The organism is Ketobacter sp., from assembly GCF_003671495.1.
Lineage (GTDB): Bacteria > Pseudomonadota > Gammaproteobacteria > Pseudomonadales > Ketobacteraceae > Ketobacter.
Genome location: NZ_RCHN01000011.1, coordinates 47793 through 63151 on the forward strand (window position 1 = coordinate 47793; position 15359 = coordinate 63151).

General features: G+C 58.1%; 11 protein-coding genes. 8 read left to right on the plus strand and 3 right to left on the minus strand.

Going from position 1 to position 15359, the window contains the following annotated elements:
• The first annotated feature begins 41 nt into the window (after positions 1–41).
• Positions 42–1367: an oxygenase MpaB family protein gene (locus D9N14_RS04660; protein WP_290577440.1), complete on the plus strand. Its 1326-nt coding sequence runs from the start codon at positions 42–44 to the stop codon at positions 1365–1367.
• A 31-nt stretch (positions 1368–1398) separates the two neighbouring features.
• Here D9N14_RS04660 and D9N14_RS04665 read toward each other — a convergent pair whose 3' ends face one another.
• Positions 1399–2004: a TetR/AcrR family transcriptional regulator gene (locus D9N14_RS04665; protein ID WP_290577442.1), complete on the minus strand. Its 606-nt coding sequence runs from the start codon at positions 2002–2004 to the stop codon at positions 1399–1401.
• 238 nt (positions 2005–2242) lie between these two features.
• On the opposite strand from D9N14_RS04665, the gene D9N14_RS04670 reads away from it, so the two are divergent.
• From D9N14_RS04670 to ggpS, 7 genes are all read left to right on the plus strand, one after another.
• Positions 2243–3235, plus strand: coding sequence for an oxygenase MpaB family protein (locus D9N14_RS04670; protein WP_290577444.1), 993 nt, complete (start codon positions 2243–2245; stop codon positions 3233–3235).
• A 272-nt stretch (positions 3236–3507) separates the two neighbouring features.
• On the plus strand, positions 3508–4692 hold the full coding sequence (gene doeB2 / locus D9N14_RS04675) for a N(2)-acetyl-L-2,4-diaminobutanoate deacetylase DoeB2 (RefSeq protein ID WP_290577446.1): 1185 nt from the start codon (positions 3508–3510) through the stop codon (positions 4690–4692).
• Positions 4689–5927 carry an aspartate aminotransferase family protein gene (locus tag D9N14_RS04680; protein ID WP_290577448.1) on the plus strand — a complete coding sequence of 413 codons (1239 nt, stop codon included), beginning with the start codon at positions 4689–4691 and terminating at the stop codon, positions 5925–5927. Before doeB2 ends, D9N14_RS04680 begins: the two co-directional genes overlap by 4 nt.
• Positions 5924–7210 carry an ectoine hydrolase gene (gene doeA, locus D9N14_RS04685; RefSeq protein WP_290577450.1) on the plus strand — a complete coding sequence of 429 codons (1287 nt, stop codon included), beginning with the start codon at positions 5924–5926 and terminating at the stop codon, positions 7208–7210. Before D9N14_RS04680 ends, doeA begins: the two co-directional genes overlap by 4 nt.
• A gap of 12 nt (positions 7211–7222) precedes the next feature.
• On the plus strand, positions 7223–8584 hold the full coding sequence (locus tag D9N14_RS04690; RefSeq protein WP_290577452.1) for an NAD-dependent succinate-semialdehyde dehydrogenase: 1362 nt from the start codon (positions 7223–7225) through the stop codon (positions 8582–8584).
• A gap of 66 nt (positions 8585–8650) precedes the next feature.
• The gene (gene gtfA, locus D9N14_RS04695) at positions 8651–10093 is read left to right on the plus strand and encodes a sucrose phosphorylase (RefSeq protein WP_290577454.1); all 1443 of its coding nucleotides are present in this window, start codon (positions 8651–8653) and stop codon (positions 10091–10093) included.
• Positions 10094–10425: 332 nt separating this feature from the next.
• Entirely contained in the window at positions 10426–12708 is a 2283-nt protein-coding gene (gene ggpS / locus D9N14_RS04700; RefSeq protein WP_290577456.1) for a glucosylglycerol-phosphate synthase, read from the plus strand.
• A gap of 44 nt (positions 12709–12752) precedes the next feature.
• On the opposite strand, the gene D9N14_RS04705 is transcribed toward ggpS, so the two are convergent.
• Both D9N14_RS04705 and D9N14_RS04710 read right to left on the minus strand, forming a co-directional pair.
• Positions 12753–13916: an acyl-CoA dehydrogenase family protein gene (locus D9N14_RS04705; RefSeq protein WP_290577458.1), complete on the minus strand. Its 1164-nt coding sequence runs from the start codon at positions 13914–13916 to the stop codon at positions 12753–12755.
• Positions 13917–13952: 36 nt separating this feature from the next.
• Positions 13953–15128: an acyl-CoA dehydrogenase family protein gene (locus D9N14_RS04710; RefSeq protein ID WP_290577460.1), complete on the minus strand. Its 1176-nt coding sequence runs from the start codon at positions 15126–15128 to the stop codon at positions 13953–13955.
• Positions 15129–15359: the final 231 nt, after the last annotated feature.

Sequence of the window (15359 nt, forward strand, 5' to 3'; positions counted from 1 at the left end):
GCTATACTGTAACGATACGGACTGCAAAAGAGGTCAGCACGATGACGATCACCTTACAAGAATTACAACAACAAGTGCACGCCCAAAAAGCCCGCATTCCCTCCTTGTATGGAGCGGTGGACTTTGAGCAGACCCCGTTTCGCTTTACCGATGATCCCCAGGTCAAAAGCCAGTTGCCCCGGCGTCTGGAAAAGCGCTTCCGGGACAACCTGCTGGCGGACCGGGAACGGGTGGAGCGGGCCCGGGCTTACACGCTGCTGGGGGATTCCGTCGCCGATGCCTATGCAGCCCTGATGCCCCGTTACGGGTTTCGCCCGTTGATTAACATGTTGAAACTGGCCTGCGACCAGGGGCTGGATGCGGTGCCGGATGCGCCCCGGGAACTGGTGGAATTTATCCAGGCCATGGAACAGGTGCCCGGATGGGTGGATCTGGACCTGGTGGAAAAAGGCGCCCGCATCAGCCGTAACCAGATGGCCAACCTGGTGCCCTTTGCCATCCGTGGCACGTTCATTGCCACCTTCATGAACCAGTATTCCGGGCTACCCATGGCGCTCACCGGTGCACTGTCCGGGGAGGCAGCGGTACAGCGGGTGAATGAAACCGCCAGCTTCTTCACCACGGCCACCCTGCCGGGAGCATTGCGTCGTTATGGCGTCGGGTTCAAGGCCGCGGCCATGGTGCGGCTGATGCATTCCATGGTGCGCTTCAATTTGCTGACCCGCTCCGAACGTTGGGATGTGGCGGTGTACGGTATCCCGATTCCCCAGGTGGATCAGATGCCGGCGGGTACCATTCCCGCCTTCCTCACGGCCTTTACCGCCATTGGCCGAAAAAAGCCGGAATTTACCCCGGAAGAGCGGGCCATTGTGGAGTTGTGTCGCTACCAGAGTTATCTGCTGGGATTGCCGGAAGAGCTGTTGCCAGCCACCCCGCAGGAAATCGTCGATGTGATGATGACCTACGCCGGCACCCTGCGGGATGGCTATGACGATGAAACCTGTGGCGCCCTGGTGCGGGCTACCATGGGGGCTTATCGCCCCCGCGACAAAACCCTGAAAAGCCGTTTGTACAACGAAGTGGAAAAAGGCTTTTCCAAGGTGTTTTTCAACCGCGTCTTCCTCAGTGAAGGCAATCGCTCATTGGCCAGGAAAATGCGGGTGGCGGCCTCGCCGCTGGATTACCTTTCGTTTGCCATGGTCACCGCGTATGTGCTGCCGCAGATGGTTGCCACCCGGGTGGCGCAGCGGATACCCGTTGTGGATCAAATGGTGGATCAGGTGCTGATCAACAAGATCAATCGACTGTTGGTGGAGTACGGGCATCCGGAATACACCACGGATGCCTCCAAATACCGCTCCGGCTGACAGGCAGGTCAAACGCCTGTCGGTTTTTTCGTTACGCCAGCAGCGCCTTGATCAGCGAACTCACCCGGCGGGTTTCCTCCTGGATGTGGATCTCCTGCTGGGTGTTCAGCATCAACATCAACCAGTAGCCGTTGGTGGCGCGGGCGGCGGTTAACATTTTTTCCAGCGGTTCGCGGTGGCGGGGCAATTGCAGTTTCGGGCCAAAGGCCTGCAGTATCCAGTGGCGGGTTTTTTCCTCCAGGTGCTCAACCATGCGCGATGACACCAGCGCCATTCCGTTCAGCAATTTTCCCAGTACCTGGCGTTCAGACGCAATCTGCTCCAGGGAATAGCGGACACTGATTTCCAGGCGGGATTCAAAATCACGGCTGTCAGTACGGCGGATGCGATCGGTCAATTCGAAGATGGCGGCGTCCATAAAGCGCTCGATCCACGCCAGGTAGATGTCCTCCTTGTTGCCGAAATACTGGTAGATGGTGGCGTAGGGGTGACCGCTTTCCAGGTGGATTTCGCTCATGGTGGTGTCGCCGTAATCCAACAACACCAACACCCGGGCGGCAGCATCCAGAATCTCGTTGTACTTCTGCACGGCGCGGGCCTGTTTGGGTTTGCGGCGCTGGCTGATCTTGCGTCTCATGGCGGTAACGGGGGCTCCTGTTGGTGTTGCGGTAAGCGGTGTTGAAAATACGAATGATTGGCTGCGATGGGCGCCTGTCACCGTGATGAGTCCCTTGCGCCGGTTACTAACTCATTGATTGAAAAGGCTTCTAACACACATTGCCAGATTCAACGCGCGTTGTTAAAACGCGAGAGTCAGCCAGGTTTTCTCGCATTAGAATAATCGAAGTATCGTTCACCCCAGAGTAGGAGGTCAAATGGCACATCCAACGGAAGCGCCCACCCGGGGCACGCCCCGAGCCATCGCCGGCGTCAATGTCCAGGGCCGCGCGCCGGGCCGGGGTTCCATCATGTGGGATACCCTGACAGATATGGCGCACCTGCCCCTGATGCCGCCCATTGCCATCATGCAGTCCGCTTTGCCCGCGGTGGGGACCGCGGTGAACAAATATGGCATCTACAAATCCGATCCCCAGGCCCGCGGCCGCCGGACCAACTGGTCCATGATTCGGTTTTTGTACGATGGTGGGGATTTTGCCCGGCGCGAGGCCCAGGATCTGCGGGCGTTGCATGCCAATATCAAAGGCACCCTGGATGACGGCCGCAAATACTTTGCCCTCAATCCAAAAACCTTTCGCATTGTGCCGGATACGTTTCTGGACGGCGTGATTCGCATTCGGCGCGACATGGGCCGTCCACTGAGCCCGGCAGAAGAGGCCACCCTGTATGAAGAATACGTGCAGTTGTGCCTGTTGCTGGGGATCCAGGAAAAAGACATCGAGCCCACCCTGAAGGATTTTTACGAGTACTACGAAAATCTGATCATGACGGAAATGACGTACAACGATACCGTGAAGTACCTGACCACCCGTGCCATTGAGCTGCCGGCCCGCTTCAAGTACGTCAAAGCGGCCCAGCCCTATGCCGATTCCGCGTATCAAAAACTGGTGTATCCCACCATGAAGCTCACGGTGATCGGTCAATTGCATCCGCTCTATCGACAGCGTTTTGACCTGCCCTGGAGTGCACATGATCAGGCCCGTTATGAAAAACTCTGTCGGCGTCTGCAGCTCTACGCGCGACTGGTGCCCCGGGTCATGCGCTATAACCCGGTGGCCTTGTTGGTGATGCTGGGCATTCACGGCCCAGGCTTGGTGACCCTGGAGGAACTGGGGCGCATTGAAGAAAAGAAAAAGGCCTACGAACGCCACAAAAACACAGAGGCATCCCGCTCCTCGTCCGCTGTGTAGTTTCGGTCTTACAGCGCACCAGTATGTGAACAGTTGCCGCATGCTGGTGCGCGCACTGACTGGCAACGCTTCCTTCCGGGAAAAACCCGATCCTATTATCCTGCTGTTATACGGCGCTTTTTTCCGACCTTTTCGGCTTTTCCTGAAGCTGTCTTGAAGCACGTGGAACGCCCCTTGCACCTGCACCGTTATCAGTCGGCCGCACTGATAACGCGCCGGGCGCTCACGGGAGTGTTGCGTCAGGCATGGGAACACCAGGCTGGAGACGCTGAATGCCGGACCATTGGCAAGACACCGTCGAATTTGCGCAGGCATTTCGAAGAACACTACACGCGCAACCGGAACTCAGTTGGCAGGAACACCAAACTGCTTTGGCCGTGCGCAACGCACTGGACGCAATGGACATTCCGTGGCGCGCCTGTGCGAACACAGGAACCGTAGCCTGGCTGAACCGGGGGAGCCCGGGTGCCAGCATCGCGCTGCGCGGAGATATGGACGCGCTGCCCATCACAGAACAAACGCAAAAAGCCTGGTCATCCCAGGTGCCCGGCTGCATGCACGCCTGTGGTCATGACGGTCACACCGCGACCCTGCTGGCCACTGCCCGTTGGCTCAAACTTCACGAATCCCTGCTGCCACAGCCGGTGACTTTGATTTTTCAGCCGGCGGAGGAAGGTTTTCATGGCGCGCGGGAAATGATTCGCGATGGCGCGCTTGATGATGTTGCCTGCATCTATGGCTGGCATAACTGGCCGGCCTTGAAGTACCGCACCATCGCCTGCCCGGATAGCCTGGTAATGTGTGGTAACGGTACCTTCACCATCACCGTGATCGGGCAGGGCGGTCACGCCAGTCAACCGGAGCTCTGCATTGATCCGATCCTGGCCGCCAGTGCCATAACCCTGGCGCTGCAACAACTGGTGAGCCGGCGCCTGTCACCCCAGGCCGCGGCGGTCATCAGCGTGACGCAGTTCGATGCCGGGTCTGCCCCTACGGTGATACCGGAAACGGCCCAGCTGGTGGGCAGTATCCGGGTTCCCGATGAAGCCACCCGCCACCACATCAATCAACTCATAACCGACGTGGCCACTCATACGGCCGCCGCCTGGGGCGCCCGCTGTGAAGTGCGCCATGAGCCCCGCTATCAGGCCACCATCAATCACGGGGCGCCGGCGGCGTTAGCCCGACAGGCCTGGCAGGATCTGTATGGTGCCTCCATGTTGGATCACGGTCATCCACTTCCGATCATGGCATCGGAAGACTTCAGCTATTTTCTGCAGGAAATTCCCGGCGCCTTTGCGCTGATCGGCAGTGATGACGGGAGCGGTCACCATATCCCCTGTCACAGCCCCCATTACGATTTCAACGATCGTTTGATTGCGGATGTGTGTCGCTGGTTTTGTCAACTGGCCGGCTTGCCCAAACCGGATCAAACACCACAGAAGGAGACAGCATGAGCATCTTTGAACAGCGAGAATCCAATATCCGGGCCTATGGTCGGATGTATCCTGCGGTGTTTTCCACGGCGAAAAATGCCCGTCAGATGGATGATCAGGGGCGGGAGTACATCGACTTTTTTGCCGGTGCGGGGGTGCTGAATTTCGGCCACAACAACCCGCGCATGAAACGGGCGATGATTGAATACCTGGAGCAGGATGGCGTGCTGCACAGCCTCGACATGCAGACCACCGCCAAAGCCAAATTCATGCAACGGTTTACCGATGTGATCCTGGCACCCCGCAACATGCCGCATCGTATGCAGTTCATGGGGCCCACCGGCACCAATGCGGTGGAGGCGGCTATGAAGCTGGCCAGGCGCGCCACCGGGCGCCATGACATTGTGGCCTTTTGCCACGGCTTCCACGGCATGACCCTGGGGGCGCTTGCCGCCACTGCCAACCAGTATTTTCGCGGTGCCGCCGGTGTGCCGTTGCTGCATGTGCAACACGCAGAGTTTGGTTGCCCGCAAACATTGCAGGAACTGGCCTCCCGTTATCGCGATCCGTCCAGTGGGGTCACGCCGCCGGCGGCGTTTCTGCTGGAGGTGATCCAGGCGGAAGGGGGCGTCAACGTGGCGGACGCTGCCTGGTTGCGTGAGCTGGCGGCGCTGGCGAAAGCGGTGGGCTCGGTGCTGATTGTGGACGAGATTCAGGTGGGTTGCGGGCGCACAGGATCGTACTTCAGTTTTGATGGCATGGGTATTGAGCCGGACATCATTTGCCTGGCCAAGGGCATCGGCGGCGTGGGAACGCCCATGGCCATGAATCTGGTGCATCCGGAATTGGATCGACACTGGTCCCCGGGGGAACACACCGGCACCTTTCGTGGCCAGAACCTGTCGTTTGTGGCGGGAGCCGAGGCCCTGAGTTATTTCCAGACCCACCATTTTATGGATGAAGTGGCCGAGAAGGCCCTGCTTGCCCAACAACAACTGCAACCGTTACTGGATGCCGACCACAGCCTGCAGCTGCGCGGCAAAGGGCTGATCCTGGGGCTGGATGTGGGGGACGGTGAACGGGCCGCAGCGATTGTGAAACGGTGCTTTGACGAGGGCCTGATCATCGCCAGTTGCGGTACCGGCGGGCGGGTTCTGAAACTGATTCCACCCCTCACCATTCCCGCGGAGGATCTGGTGGAGGGCCTGGACATTCTGATCAACTCTGTACGTTCAGTAATGGAGGCAGCGGCATGATTGAACGGGATGATATGACGTTTCCATTCTCCGAATTCCAGCGCCGCCTCCATGAGCTGCGCCAACGCATTGCCGAGCGTCACCTGGATGCGGTGGTGATCACAGATCCGGAGAACATCACCTATCTGACGGATTACCAAACCACCGGTTACTCGTTTTTTCAGGCCCTGGTGGTGCCGTTGGAAAAAGAGCCTTTCATGATTACCCGGGCGCTGGAGGAATCCAATGTATTTGCCCGCACCTGGGTGGAGTTGACGCGGCCTTACCCGGATACCGGGGATGCCATCCAGATGCTGGTGGATGCCTTACGGGAGTTTGGCCTGGCGGACAAACGCATCGGTTATGAACGCAACAGTTACTTTTTTCCGGCGTATCAACAGGATTGCATTCATACCTCGCTCAAAGATGGAAAATTGCTGGATTGTTTCGGCATCGTGGAAGAGGGGCGGATCTGCAAGTCCGCTGTCGAGCTGGAAATCATGGGCAAAGCGGCCATCGCCACCGAGGCGGGTATGAAAGCCGGCATCGAGGCCTGCCATGCGGGCGTGACGGAAAATGAAATCGGTGCGGCCATCAGTGCAGCCATGTTCCGTGCCGGGGGTGAAACGCCGGCGGTGATGCCCTACGTGACCTCCGGGCCGCGCACCATGATCGGCCATGCCACCTTCGAGGGGCGGGTGGTGCAACCCGGCGAGCATGTGTTTCTGGAAGTGGGGGGCTGCTATCGACGCTATCACACCGCCATGATGCGCACGGTGATCCTGGGGGAAATGTCCGATGCCATGTACCAGGCCCAGGAAACCATGAAGCGGGCGCTGGATGCCATTCACAATATGGTGCAACCGGGCATGACCGTATCCGACGTGGATAATCTGGTGCGTAACATCATTACCGACAACGAAGTCGGTGCCCGCCTGATTACCCGCTCCGGATATTCCATCGGCATTGCGTTTCCGCCGAGTTGGGATGAGGGCTACATCATCAGCCTCAAACAAGGTAACTCCGCCATCCTGAAACAGGGCATGACTTTCCATATGATTCCATGGATGTGGGGCATCGAAGGCGACAAAACCTGCGGTATCTCCGACACCATTGTGATTACGGAGGATGGATGCCGCTCCTTCTTCTCACTGGCGCGTGATTTCACGGTGAAAAGCGAAAGCGCGTCCCCCGACTGTATCGATCTGTCCGCCGCCCGCAAAACAGAGCCGGCCGACGATGGCGGTATCAAGGGCAATAAATCGTCAGACCCGAAACGCAAACAAGCGGCCTCGTCGGCCTGAGGAGAACGAGCGATGTTGAAACCTGTTAATCCGGCCACCGGTGTTGCGTTGCCGGAAGTGCCGAGCCTGGATGCGGCCAGCGCGGCCGCGGTAATCGATCGGGTGGCGGCCGGTTTTGTTCACTGGAAACAACGCAGCTTCCGGCAGCGGGCGGATGTTGTGATGAACATGGCGGCGGCCATGCGGGATGCCAAACAGGAACTCGCCGAACGGATGGCCATGGAAATGGGCAAACCGCTGGCAGAAGGATTGGGAGAAGTGGAGAAAAGTGCCTTCTGCGCTGAGTATTATGCCGAACAGGCCGAGGCGTTTCTGGCGCCGGAATCGCTGCCCTCGGATGCCAGCAACAGCTACGTGCAATATCCCCCGTTGGGTACGGTGCTGGGCATACTGCCGTGGAATGCGCCGGTATGGCTGGCGCTGCGTTTTCTGGCGCCGGCCCTGATGGCGGGGAACACCTGCGTAACGAAAGCGGACCCGCACGTACCTGCCACGGCCCAACACTTGACGGCGCTGTTCCACAGCGCCGGCCTGCCCGCAGACGTTATGGATAACCTGCCCATTGAAACGGCCGATGTGGGCGCGGCCATTGACCACCCACGGGTCAAGGCGGTGTCGTTCACCGGCTCCTCGGTGGCGGGGCAGCGGGTGGCAGCGCAGGCGGCGGCGGGTTTGAAACCGGCGGTGTTGGAGCTCGGTGGCTCTGATCCCTGCATCGTGATGGCCGATGCGGACCTGGACAAAGCGGCAGACGTGGTGACCCTGTCGCGTATGATCAACGCGGGTCAGTCCTGCATCGCCGCCAAGCGTCTGCTGGTGGAAGCTTCAGTCTACGACCGCTTTTGTGACCTGCTGCGGCAACGTTTCAGCGCAATCGTTATGGGTAATCCACTGGATACGCGCAACCAATTGGGGCCACTGGCCCGGGCTGATCTGCGGGACGCGTTGCAGCGCCAGGTGATGGACAGTATCGCGGCAGGTGCCCGCTGTATTTTAGGGGGCGATCCGGTTGCCGGCCCCGGCTATTTTTATCCGCCCACGTTGCTGCTGGATGTGAAACCGGGTATGCCGGTGTTCGAGCAGGAAACCTTCGGCCCGGTGTTGGCGGTGACCCCGTTTTCGACGTTTGGCGAGGCACTGGATTTGGCGAACGCCACCGAGTACGGGCTGGGAGCCAGCATCTGGACCCGCGATGACAAGATCATCCAGACGGCCATCACCAGCTTGCAGGCCGGCCAGGTGGCAGTGAATGGTATCGTGAAAACCGACCCCCGCTTGCCCTCTGGTGGCATTGGTCGGTCCGGTTATGGTCGTGAGCTGGGCCCCCACGGCATTCGGGAATTCGTCAACACCCAGCAGATCTGGATCGCCTGATCCGGTTTGCACACTGGAATTGAAATCGGTATGGTAAAAAAGCATCGCCATTGATTGGAGTCTTTCATGTCACTACGCAACGCCGTACAACTGATCTGCTACCCCAATCGTTTGGGTGACAATCTTCGTGATCTGCATACGGTGATTGAAAAACACCTGCACGATGCCATCGGGGGAGTGCACATACTGCCGTTTTATCCTTCCAATGCAGATGGTGGATTCTCACCATTGAGTCATGAGCAAGTGGACCCTGCAGTGGGCACCTGGGAGGATATCGAACGTATTTCCAGTAAATACGATCTGTGTGCAGATCTGACGGTGAATCACATTTCTGACGAGTCCGATGAATTCAAGGACTTTATTGCCAAGGGTTTTGAGTCCGAATACGCGGACCTGTTTGTCCACGTGGAGAAGCTGGGTGAAATCAGCCCCGACGACCTGGCCAAAATTCATATCCGCAAAGAGAAAGAACCGTTCCGTAAAGTGACCTTTGCCGACGGCAGCAGCGCTTCCGTCTGGTGTACGTTCACTGAACGCCAGATTGATCTTAATTACCAGTCTGAAAAAACCTATGCGCTCATGGAACGTTACATCCGGTTCCTGGCAGGCAAGGGAGTGAACCTGTTTCGGTTGGACGCGTTCGGCTACACCACCAAAAAAATCGGCACCAGTTGTTTTCTGGTGGAGCCGGATGTGTACCGGTTGCTGGAATGGGTGAACGAGGTGGCACAGAAGCACGGCGCAGCCTGCTTGCCGGAAGTGCACGATCACACCAGCTACCAATACGCGATATCGCGCCGCAATATGCATCCATACGGATTTGCCCTGCCGCCCCTGCTATTGTATTCCCTGTTGGATGCCAACAGTGTGCACCTGAAAAACTGGCTGCGCATGTGCCCCCGCAATATGGTGACGGTGCTGGACACCCACGACGGCATCTGCATTCCCGATGTGGAAGGGGTGCTGCCGGACGATAAAATCAAAGCCCTGATCGACAATATCGACGCCCGCAGTGCGGACCCGATTCTGCGTCGTTCGGCGGCCAACGTGCACAGCGTCGGCGCCATTTATCAGCTCACCTGCACCTTCTATGATGCCATGATGCAGAACGATGACGCCTACATTGCTGCCCGCGCCATTCAGTTTTTTGCGCCGGGGATTCCCCAGGTGTACTACGTTGGCCTGTTGGCCGGCGAGAACGATCGGGAGTTGATGGAAAGCACCGGTGAACTGCGGGACATCAACCGAAAATTCTACACCCTGGAGGAAGTGGATGAGGCCATCGAGAAACCGGTGGTGCAGCGCCTGCTGAAACTGATGCGGTTCCGCAGTAATTATCCGGCGTTTCAGGGGCGGTTTGAGTTGAATTATTCCAATGACTCCAGTGTGGCCATGGCCTGGCGTCACGGCGAATACTATTGTCATCTGTTTGTAGACTTGAATTTTAATACTTCCACCATCATGTATATTGACCCGGAGGATGGCTCGGAACACACTTTCCATGGCTGATGGCAACAAAGTGCACCGAACTGTCGCATATACCACAATACGTTGTGCTGTGTTATCCGGTTGATTGAAAAAAATAAATGCGCTGTGGCGCCCGTGGGTGCTGGCCTGTGGCGATTTCAGGGTTGTCTGCTGAACCGTTATGGTGCATTTATTGCTTAATACAATTTGTTGCAGTGTCTGGAGCTCGAGCCCAAAGCGGAAGCCAACCAACGCTTGTCTTAGTTTACATTCTGCGTGCTTTCGACAGCACAAAGCACGTCGTTTTAAGAATCTCCTGACACCAATCAGTGCTGAATGGCACCGGTTTCGGTGCCCCCAATCAGGAGGAAACAATGCTTTTAGCAACCGATCTAGATGGAACCTTTCTAGCAGGTGACCCAGATAGTCGTCTGAAGCTGTATCAACTCGTCGCATCTCACCCCGAAATTCAACTGGTCTTTGTGACCGGCCGCGGGCTGGAAAATGTGTTGCCGTTGCTGGCGGACCCCACCCTGCCGCATCCCGATTACATCATTTGTGATGTGGGTGGCACCGTGGTGGACGGTCACACCCAACAGCCCATTCAGGCCATCCAGGGGGAGATCGACAGCATCTGGCCCGGGGAACGCCTGGTGGAGGATGCCGTTGCCCATCTGCAAGGGTTGCAACGGCAGGAGGTGCCACAGGAGCGGCGCTGTTCCTATTTTTGCAGTGCGGATGCCATCAGCGATGAACTGAAAAAAATCGTTGAAGAGGATCTGCAGTGTGATTTGTTGTATTCCTCCAACAAGTTCCTGGATGTGTTGCCCCGCGGTGTGAACAAGGGTCGCACCCTGAAGAAACTGGTGGAGCATCTGGAGATTGAAGCAGGCCATGTGCTGGTGGCCGGCGACACCCTCAATGATCTGTCCCTGTTCGAGCTGGGTTATCATGGCGTGTGTGTGGGCGCCTCCGAGAAAGGCCTGCTGGCCGCCACCGAACACTCCACCCAGGTATTGCATGCCCAGGCTGCCGGCTGTGGTGGTATTCTGGAAGCCATCGAACACTTCGGCTTTCTTGGCACCAAAGGTATTGATGCGGAAACCCACGACGTGCTGGAGCCCGGACAATCGGATCTGGTGATCGTCTATCACCGCCTGCCCTATGAGGAAATCGAAGAGGATGGGCAGCTCATCCGCCGGCGACCGAAATCCCCCAACGGCATCATTCCTACCTTGTTGAGCTTTTTTGCTGACGGCAAGCCCGGGTCCTGGGTGGCCTGGTCGGTGCATGAAGGCAAGGGCCGCAGTTTTGAAACCCACACCGAAGTGGATGCTGAACAGTATCCCCATCTGGTGGCCGCGCGGGTGCCGCTCACCAAGAAAGAAGTGGACATTTTTTACAAGCGTTTTTCCAAGGAGGCGTTCTGGCCCACCCTGCACACCTTCTGGGAGCGCGCCAATTTCCGCGAGGATCATTGGGAGATTTTCCTCAAGGTGAACCGCGCCTTCGCCGAACGCACCGCCCAGGAGGCAGCCGAAGGCGCCACCGTGTGGATTCACGATTACAACCTGTGGATGGTGCCGGCGTTCCTGCGGGAGTTGCGCCCGGATGTGACCATCGCCTTTTTCCATCACACCTATTTTCCCTCCGCTGATGTGTTCAACGTGTTGCCCTGGCGCAAACAGATCATTGGTAGCCTGATGCAGTGTGACGTGATCGGCTTCCACATTCCCCGCCAGGCGGAGAACTTTGTGGACGTGGCCCGCGGCGTGATGCCGCTGGATGTGAAAGAGCGGGTGAACTGTGCGCCGCGCTTCCTCACTTATGGATGTGCCGTGGGACTGGATGAAATGACCTCCGAGATCCAGGTCTATAATCGCCGGATTCGACTGGTGGCACATCCGGTGGGCCTGGACCTGAACCGGGTGTCCAGTGCATTGAACGATCCGGCAATCCAGGCGCGGATGGCACAACTGCGCTATGAGTTCAGCCGTACCAAGCTGATTCTGTCAGTGGAGCGCCTGGATTACACCAAGGGCATTCTGGAAAAGCTGGAAGCCTACGAGCGCCTGCTGGAAGAGCACGAGGACTTGCAGGCCAAAGTGTCCCTGTTCATGGTCTGTGTGCCGGCGGCGCGGGAGATGACCATCTACCGCAAGCTGCAAACCCAGATCGAGCAGGCCGTGGGGCGCATCAACGGTCGCTTCGCCAAAGTGGGCTGGACTCCGGTGCAGTTCTTCTTCCGTGCGTTTCCGTTTGAGGAACTGGTGGCCTATTACACCATTGCCGATGTCATGTGGATCACACCCCTGCGGGACGGTTTGAATCTGGTGGCCAAAGAATACATTGCCGCCCAGGGCATGACCGAAGGCAATGGCGTGCTGGTGCTGTCAGAATTCGCTGGGGCCGCAGCGGAATTGAGGGGGGCGGTGCTGGCCAATCCCTACGACCAGCAGGAAATGGTCAACGCCTGTTATCTGGGGCTCACCATGAACAAGGATGAGGCGCGGGCCCGCATTCGGGAAGCGTTCGATATCGTATCCCACTTCGATATCCAGCAATGGGGAGAGGATTTCTTTGCCGCGGTGAAGGACAGTCAGTCCACCTTGCTGGAGTTCGATCTAGACACCGCAAAAAAGTCGAAAGTGGCCTGATGGAAGTGGAGTGAAGGGCACGCGGTCACCGTGCCCTTCCTCTGCTACACCAGTGCCGCCGGATTGGATTGGATCAGCCGGCCCAGTTGCGCGGCCTGTTGATCCGCTCCACCCAGATAGGTCTCATTCTTTTTTGCCCAGCTGAAAAAGCGGTGCACCGGGTAATCCAGATCCTGACCGATGCCGCCGTGCAGGTGCAGAAATATGTGGGCGGCAATATGGCCGGACTCACAGATCCAGTACTTGACGCTGTGGGCCGTGAGATTGGCTTCCAGGTCATCTGCCGCACCCTGATCCAGGATATCCAGCAAGCGCCAATACACACCGCGCAGCGCTTCGATGGCCATGTAGCCGTCAGCCGCCTGTTGTGACACCGCCTGAAACGCTGCCAGGGGTTTCCCAAACTGGGTGCGCTCGGTGGTGTATTCTGCGGCCCGGCGCAAGCCTTCCTGCAGCACGCCCAATTGCAGCGCTGCCATGGCGGCAAAGGTGTGCTGACGCTGCCATTGCAACAGGGTTTCAGCCTCATTGTGAGTGGCCATCAGGTGGTGCGCCGGCACAGTAACCTGGTCAAACAGGATGTGCCCGCTGGCTTCGCCGTTGGTGGCCCGTTGCGGGGTGATGTGCAGCCCGGCACTGTCCGCGCTCACATAACCGACCCAGTAGCCACCATCCGCCAGGGTGGCGGTGACCAGGAACCCCTGGGCAAAATGAGCATAGCCCACCAGATTGCTGTAGCCATTCAGCACCCAGTGTTCCTCGCCGCCGTTGGCCTGGGAGGCGGGTTGTGCCGTGGCGGTGAGCGGGGTGCGGGCCTGCAGGCCCTGGTAGGGGCGCACTGCAGACAGAATGGTCTCGCCGCTGATGACACCGGGCAGCAGTGTCTGTTGCAGGTCTTGCGAACCGAAGCGGGCGATGGGCAGGGCGGCCTCCACAATGCTCTCCAGCACCGGAATCGGTGCCACCGATTTGCCCTGCTGTTCCAACAGCAGGCACAGCTCGGTCATGCCCATGTCCGATCCACCCACCGCCGCCGGCAGGGCGGTGCCCAGCAGTCCGCTTTGGGCCACCTGTTGCCACAACTCCCGGTGCAGGGGTTGTTCTGCCTGATACAGGGTGCGAATGGTGTCGTCGCCACACAGGTCGCGGAACATGCGCACCGCCACATCCTGAATGGATTGCTGATCTTCGTTGTAATTAAAATTCATCTCGGCTGGCTCCGTTCTAACTGGCTACAGGCACCATTACACAATGGTGTTGGGCATACGCAGGGCAAAGGATGCGGTCATGGAGCGCATGACTTCCAATACGCCGCCGCCCACCGTCATGATCTGTGCGGCGCGATAGTCGTATTCCAGGTGGCCGTTGAAGAGGGCGTCCGGACTTGGGTATTGCACGGCGCAGTCCTCACCGGCCAGTTCCTGCAGCTCCCGCAAAATACGAATCTGCTCCAGGGTATTGAACACCTTGCCGCCGGAGGCCAGTCCCACGTCGATCTTATGCTCATCCACCATGTTGGCGTTACGCAGGTTCAGCACTTCCATCGCCTGCAGGCGGGCGTAGAGGGCGCCCATCTTGGTGGCCACCAGCGGGTCGTCGATGGCACGTTTGCCGTTGGCGTCCGCGGTGGACAGGGCCTGTAACACATAACCGTACTGCTTGCGGGAGATCACCGACATGGCGGCCAGTACAATGCGCTCGTGATTCAGTTGCGAGGTGATCACCTTCCACCCGCCGTTGACCTCACCCACCACCCGGCTGGGGGGCACTTTCACGTTCTCGTAATAGGTCATATTGGTGTCCACACCGGCCAGGGTGTGAATCGGCGCGTGGCTGTAGCCCGGGTCGCTGGCATCCACAATGAACAGGGTAATGCCGTCTGACGGCCGTTTACCTTCATTGCTGGTGCGGGCCGCCAGCCAGATGTATTCGCAATCGTGACCGGCGCTGGTCCAGACCTTGGTGCCGTTGATGACCCAGTTTTCGCCGTCGAATTCCGCTTTGGTCTTGAGGGAGGCCAGGTCGGTGCCGGAACCGGGCTCCGAATAACCGATGGCGAAGATGCATTTTCCGGCGGAAATCTGCGGCAGGAAGAAGGCTTTCTGCTCATCGGTGCCAAATGCCATCAGGGAGGGAGCCACCGAATTCAGGGTGATCAGGGGGAAGGGCGTGTGGGTTTTCCAGGCCTCTTCGAACAGGATCAGCTGTTCGATGGCGGTGTAGTTCTTGCCGCCGTATTGTTCCGGCCAGCCCAGGGTCAACATGCCGTCCCGGCCCAATTGCTCCACCAGGCCCCGGAACACCGGGCCACCTTCCTTGCCCATGCAGGCGGCCACCTTTTCGGGGCTCATCAGGTTGCTGAAGTAGTCACGTAATTCCTGGCGCAGGGTGATCTGGTCTTTGCTGAATCGGGTATCCATAAAACATCATTCTTATGAGTGGATTAAGACGCTTTGTTAGTCATGTTATATATTATGCAATGTTATTGCAAATATAATGCATAAATTGTCTGGACAGGGGCAGCGTTGCTAGCCCGGATTTCTCATAGTGCTCCAACAACCTTCGCAGACCAAGCCTGGTAGTGCCAGATCCGAGTGGTCATGGTCGAAGTTGGCGATTATTTAGCCAGTTTCCGGCATTCAGGCACAACT

Coding starts and splice junctions, on each gene's coding strand:
- D9N14_RS04660 (WP_290577440.1), top strand. CDS start 42: ATGACGATCACCTTACAAGAATTACAACAACAAGTGCACGCCCAAAAA.
- D9N14_RS04665 (WP_290577442.1), bottom strand. CDS start 2,004: ATGAGACGCAAGATCAGCCAGCGCCGCAAACCCAAACAGGCCCGCGCC.
- doeA (WP_290577450.1), top strand. CDS start 5,924: ATGATTGAACGGGATGATATGACGTTTCCATTCTCCGAATTCCAGCGC.
- D9N14_RS04710 (WP_290577460.1), bottom strand. CDS start 15,128: ATGGATACCCGATTCAGCAAAGACCAGATCACCCTGCGCCAGGAATTA.
- ggpS (WP_290577456.1), top strand. CDS start 10,426: ATGCTTTTAGCAACCGATCTAGATGGAACCTTTCTAGCAGGTGACCCA.
- gtfA (WP_290577454.1), top strand. CDS start 8,651: ATGTCACTACGCAACGCCGTACAACTGATCTGCTACCCCAATCGTTTG.
- D9N14_RS04690 (WP_290577452.1), top strand. CDS start 7,223: ATGTTGAAACCTGTTAATCCGGCCACCGGTGTTGCGTTGCCGGAAGTG.
- D9N14_RS04670 (WP_290577444.1), top strand. CDS start 2,243: ATGGCACATCCAACGGAAGCGCCCACCCGGGGCACGCCCCGAGCCATC.
- doeB2 (WP_290577446.1), top strand. CDS start 3,508: ATGCCGGACCATTGGCAAGACACCGTCGAATTTGCGCAGGCATTTCGA.
- D9N14_RS04705 (WP_290577458.1), bottom strand. CDS start 13,916: ATGAATTTTAATTACAACGAAGATCAGCAATCCATTCAGGATGTGGCG.
- D9N14_RS04680 (WP_290577448.1), top strand. CDS start 4,689: ATGAGCATCTTTGAACAGCGAGAATCCAATATCCGGGCCTATGGTCGG.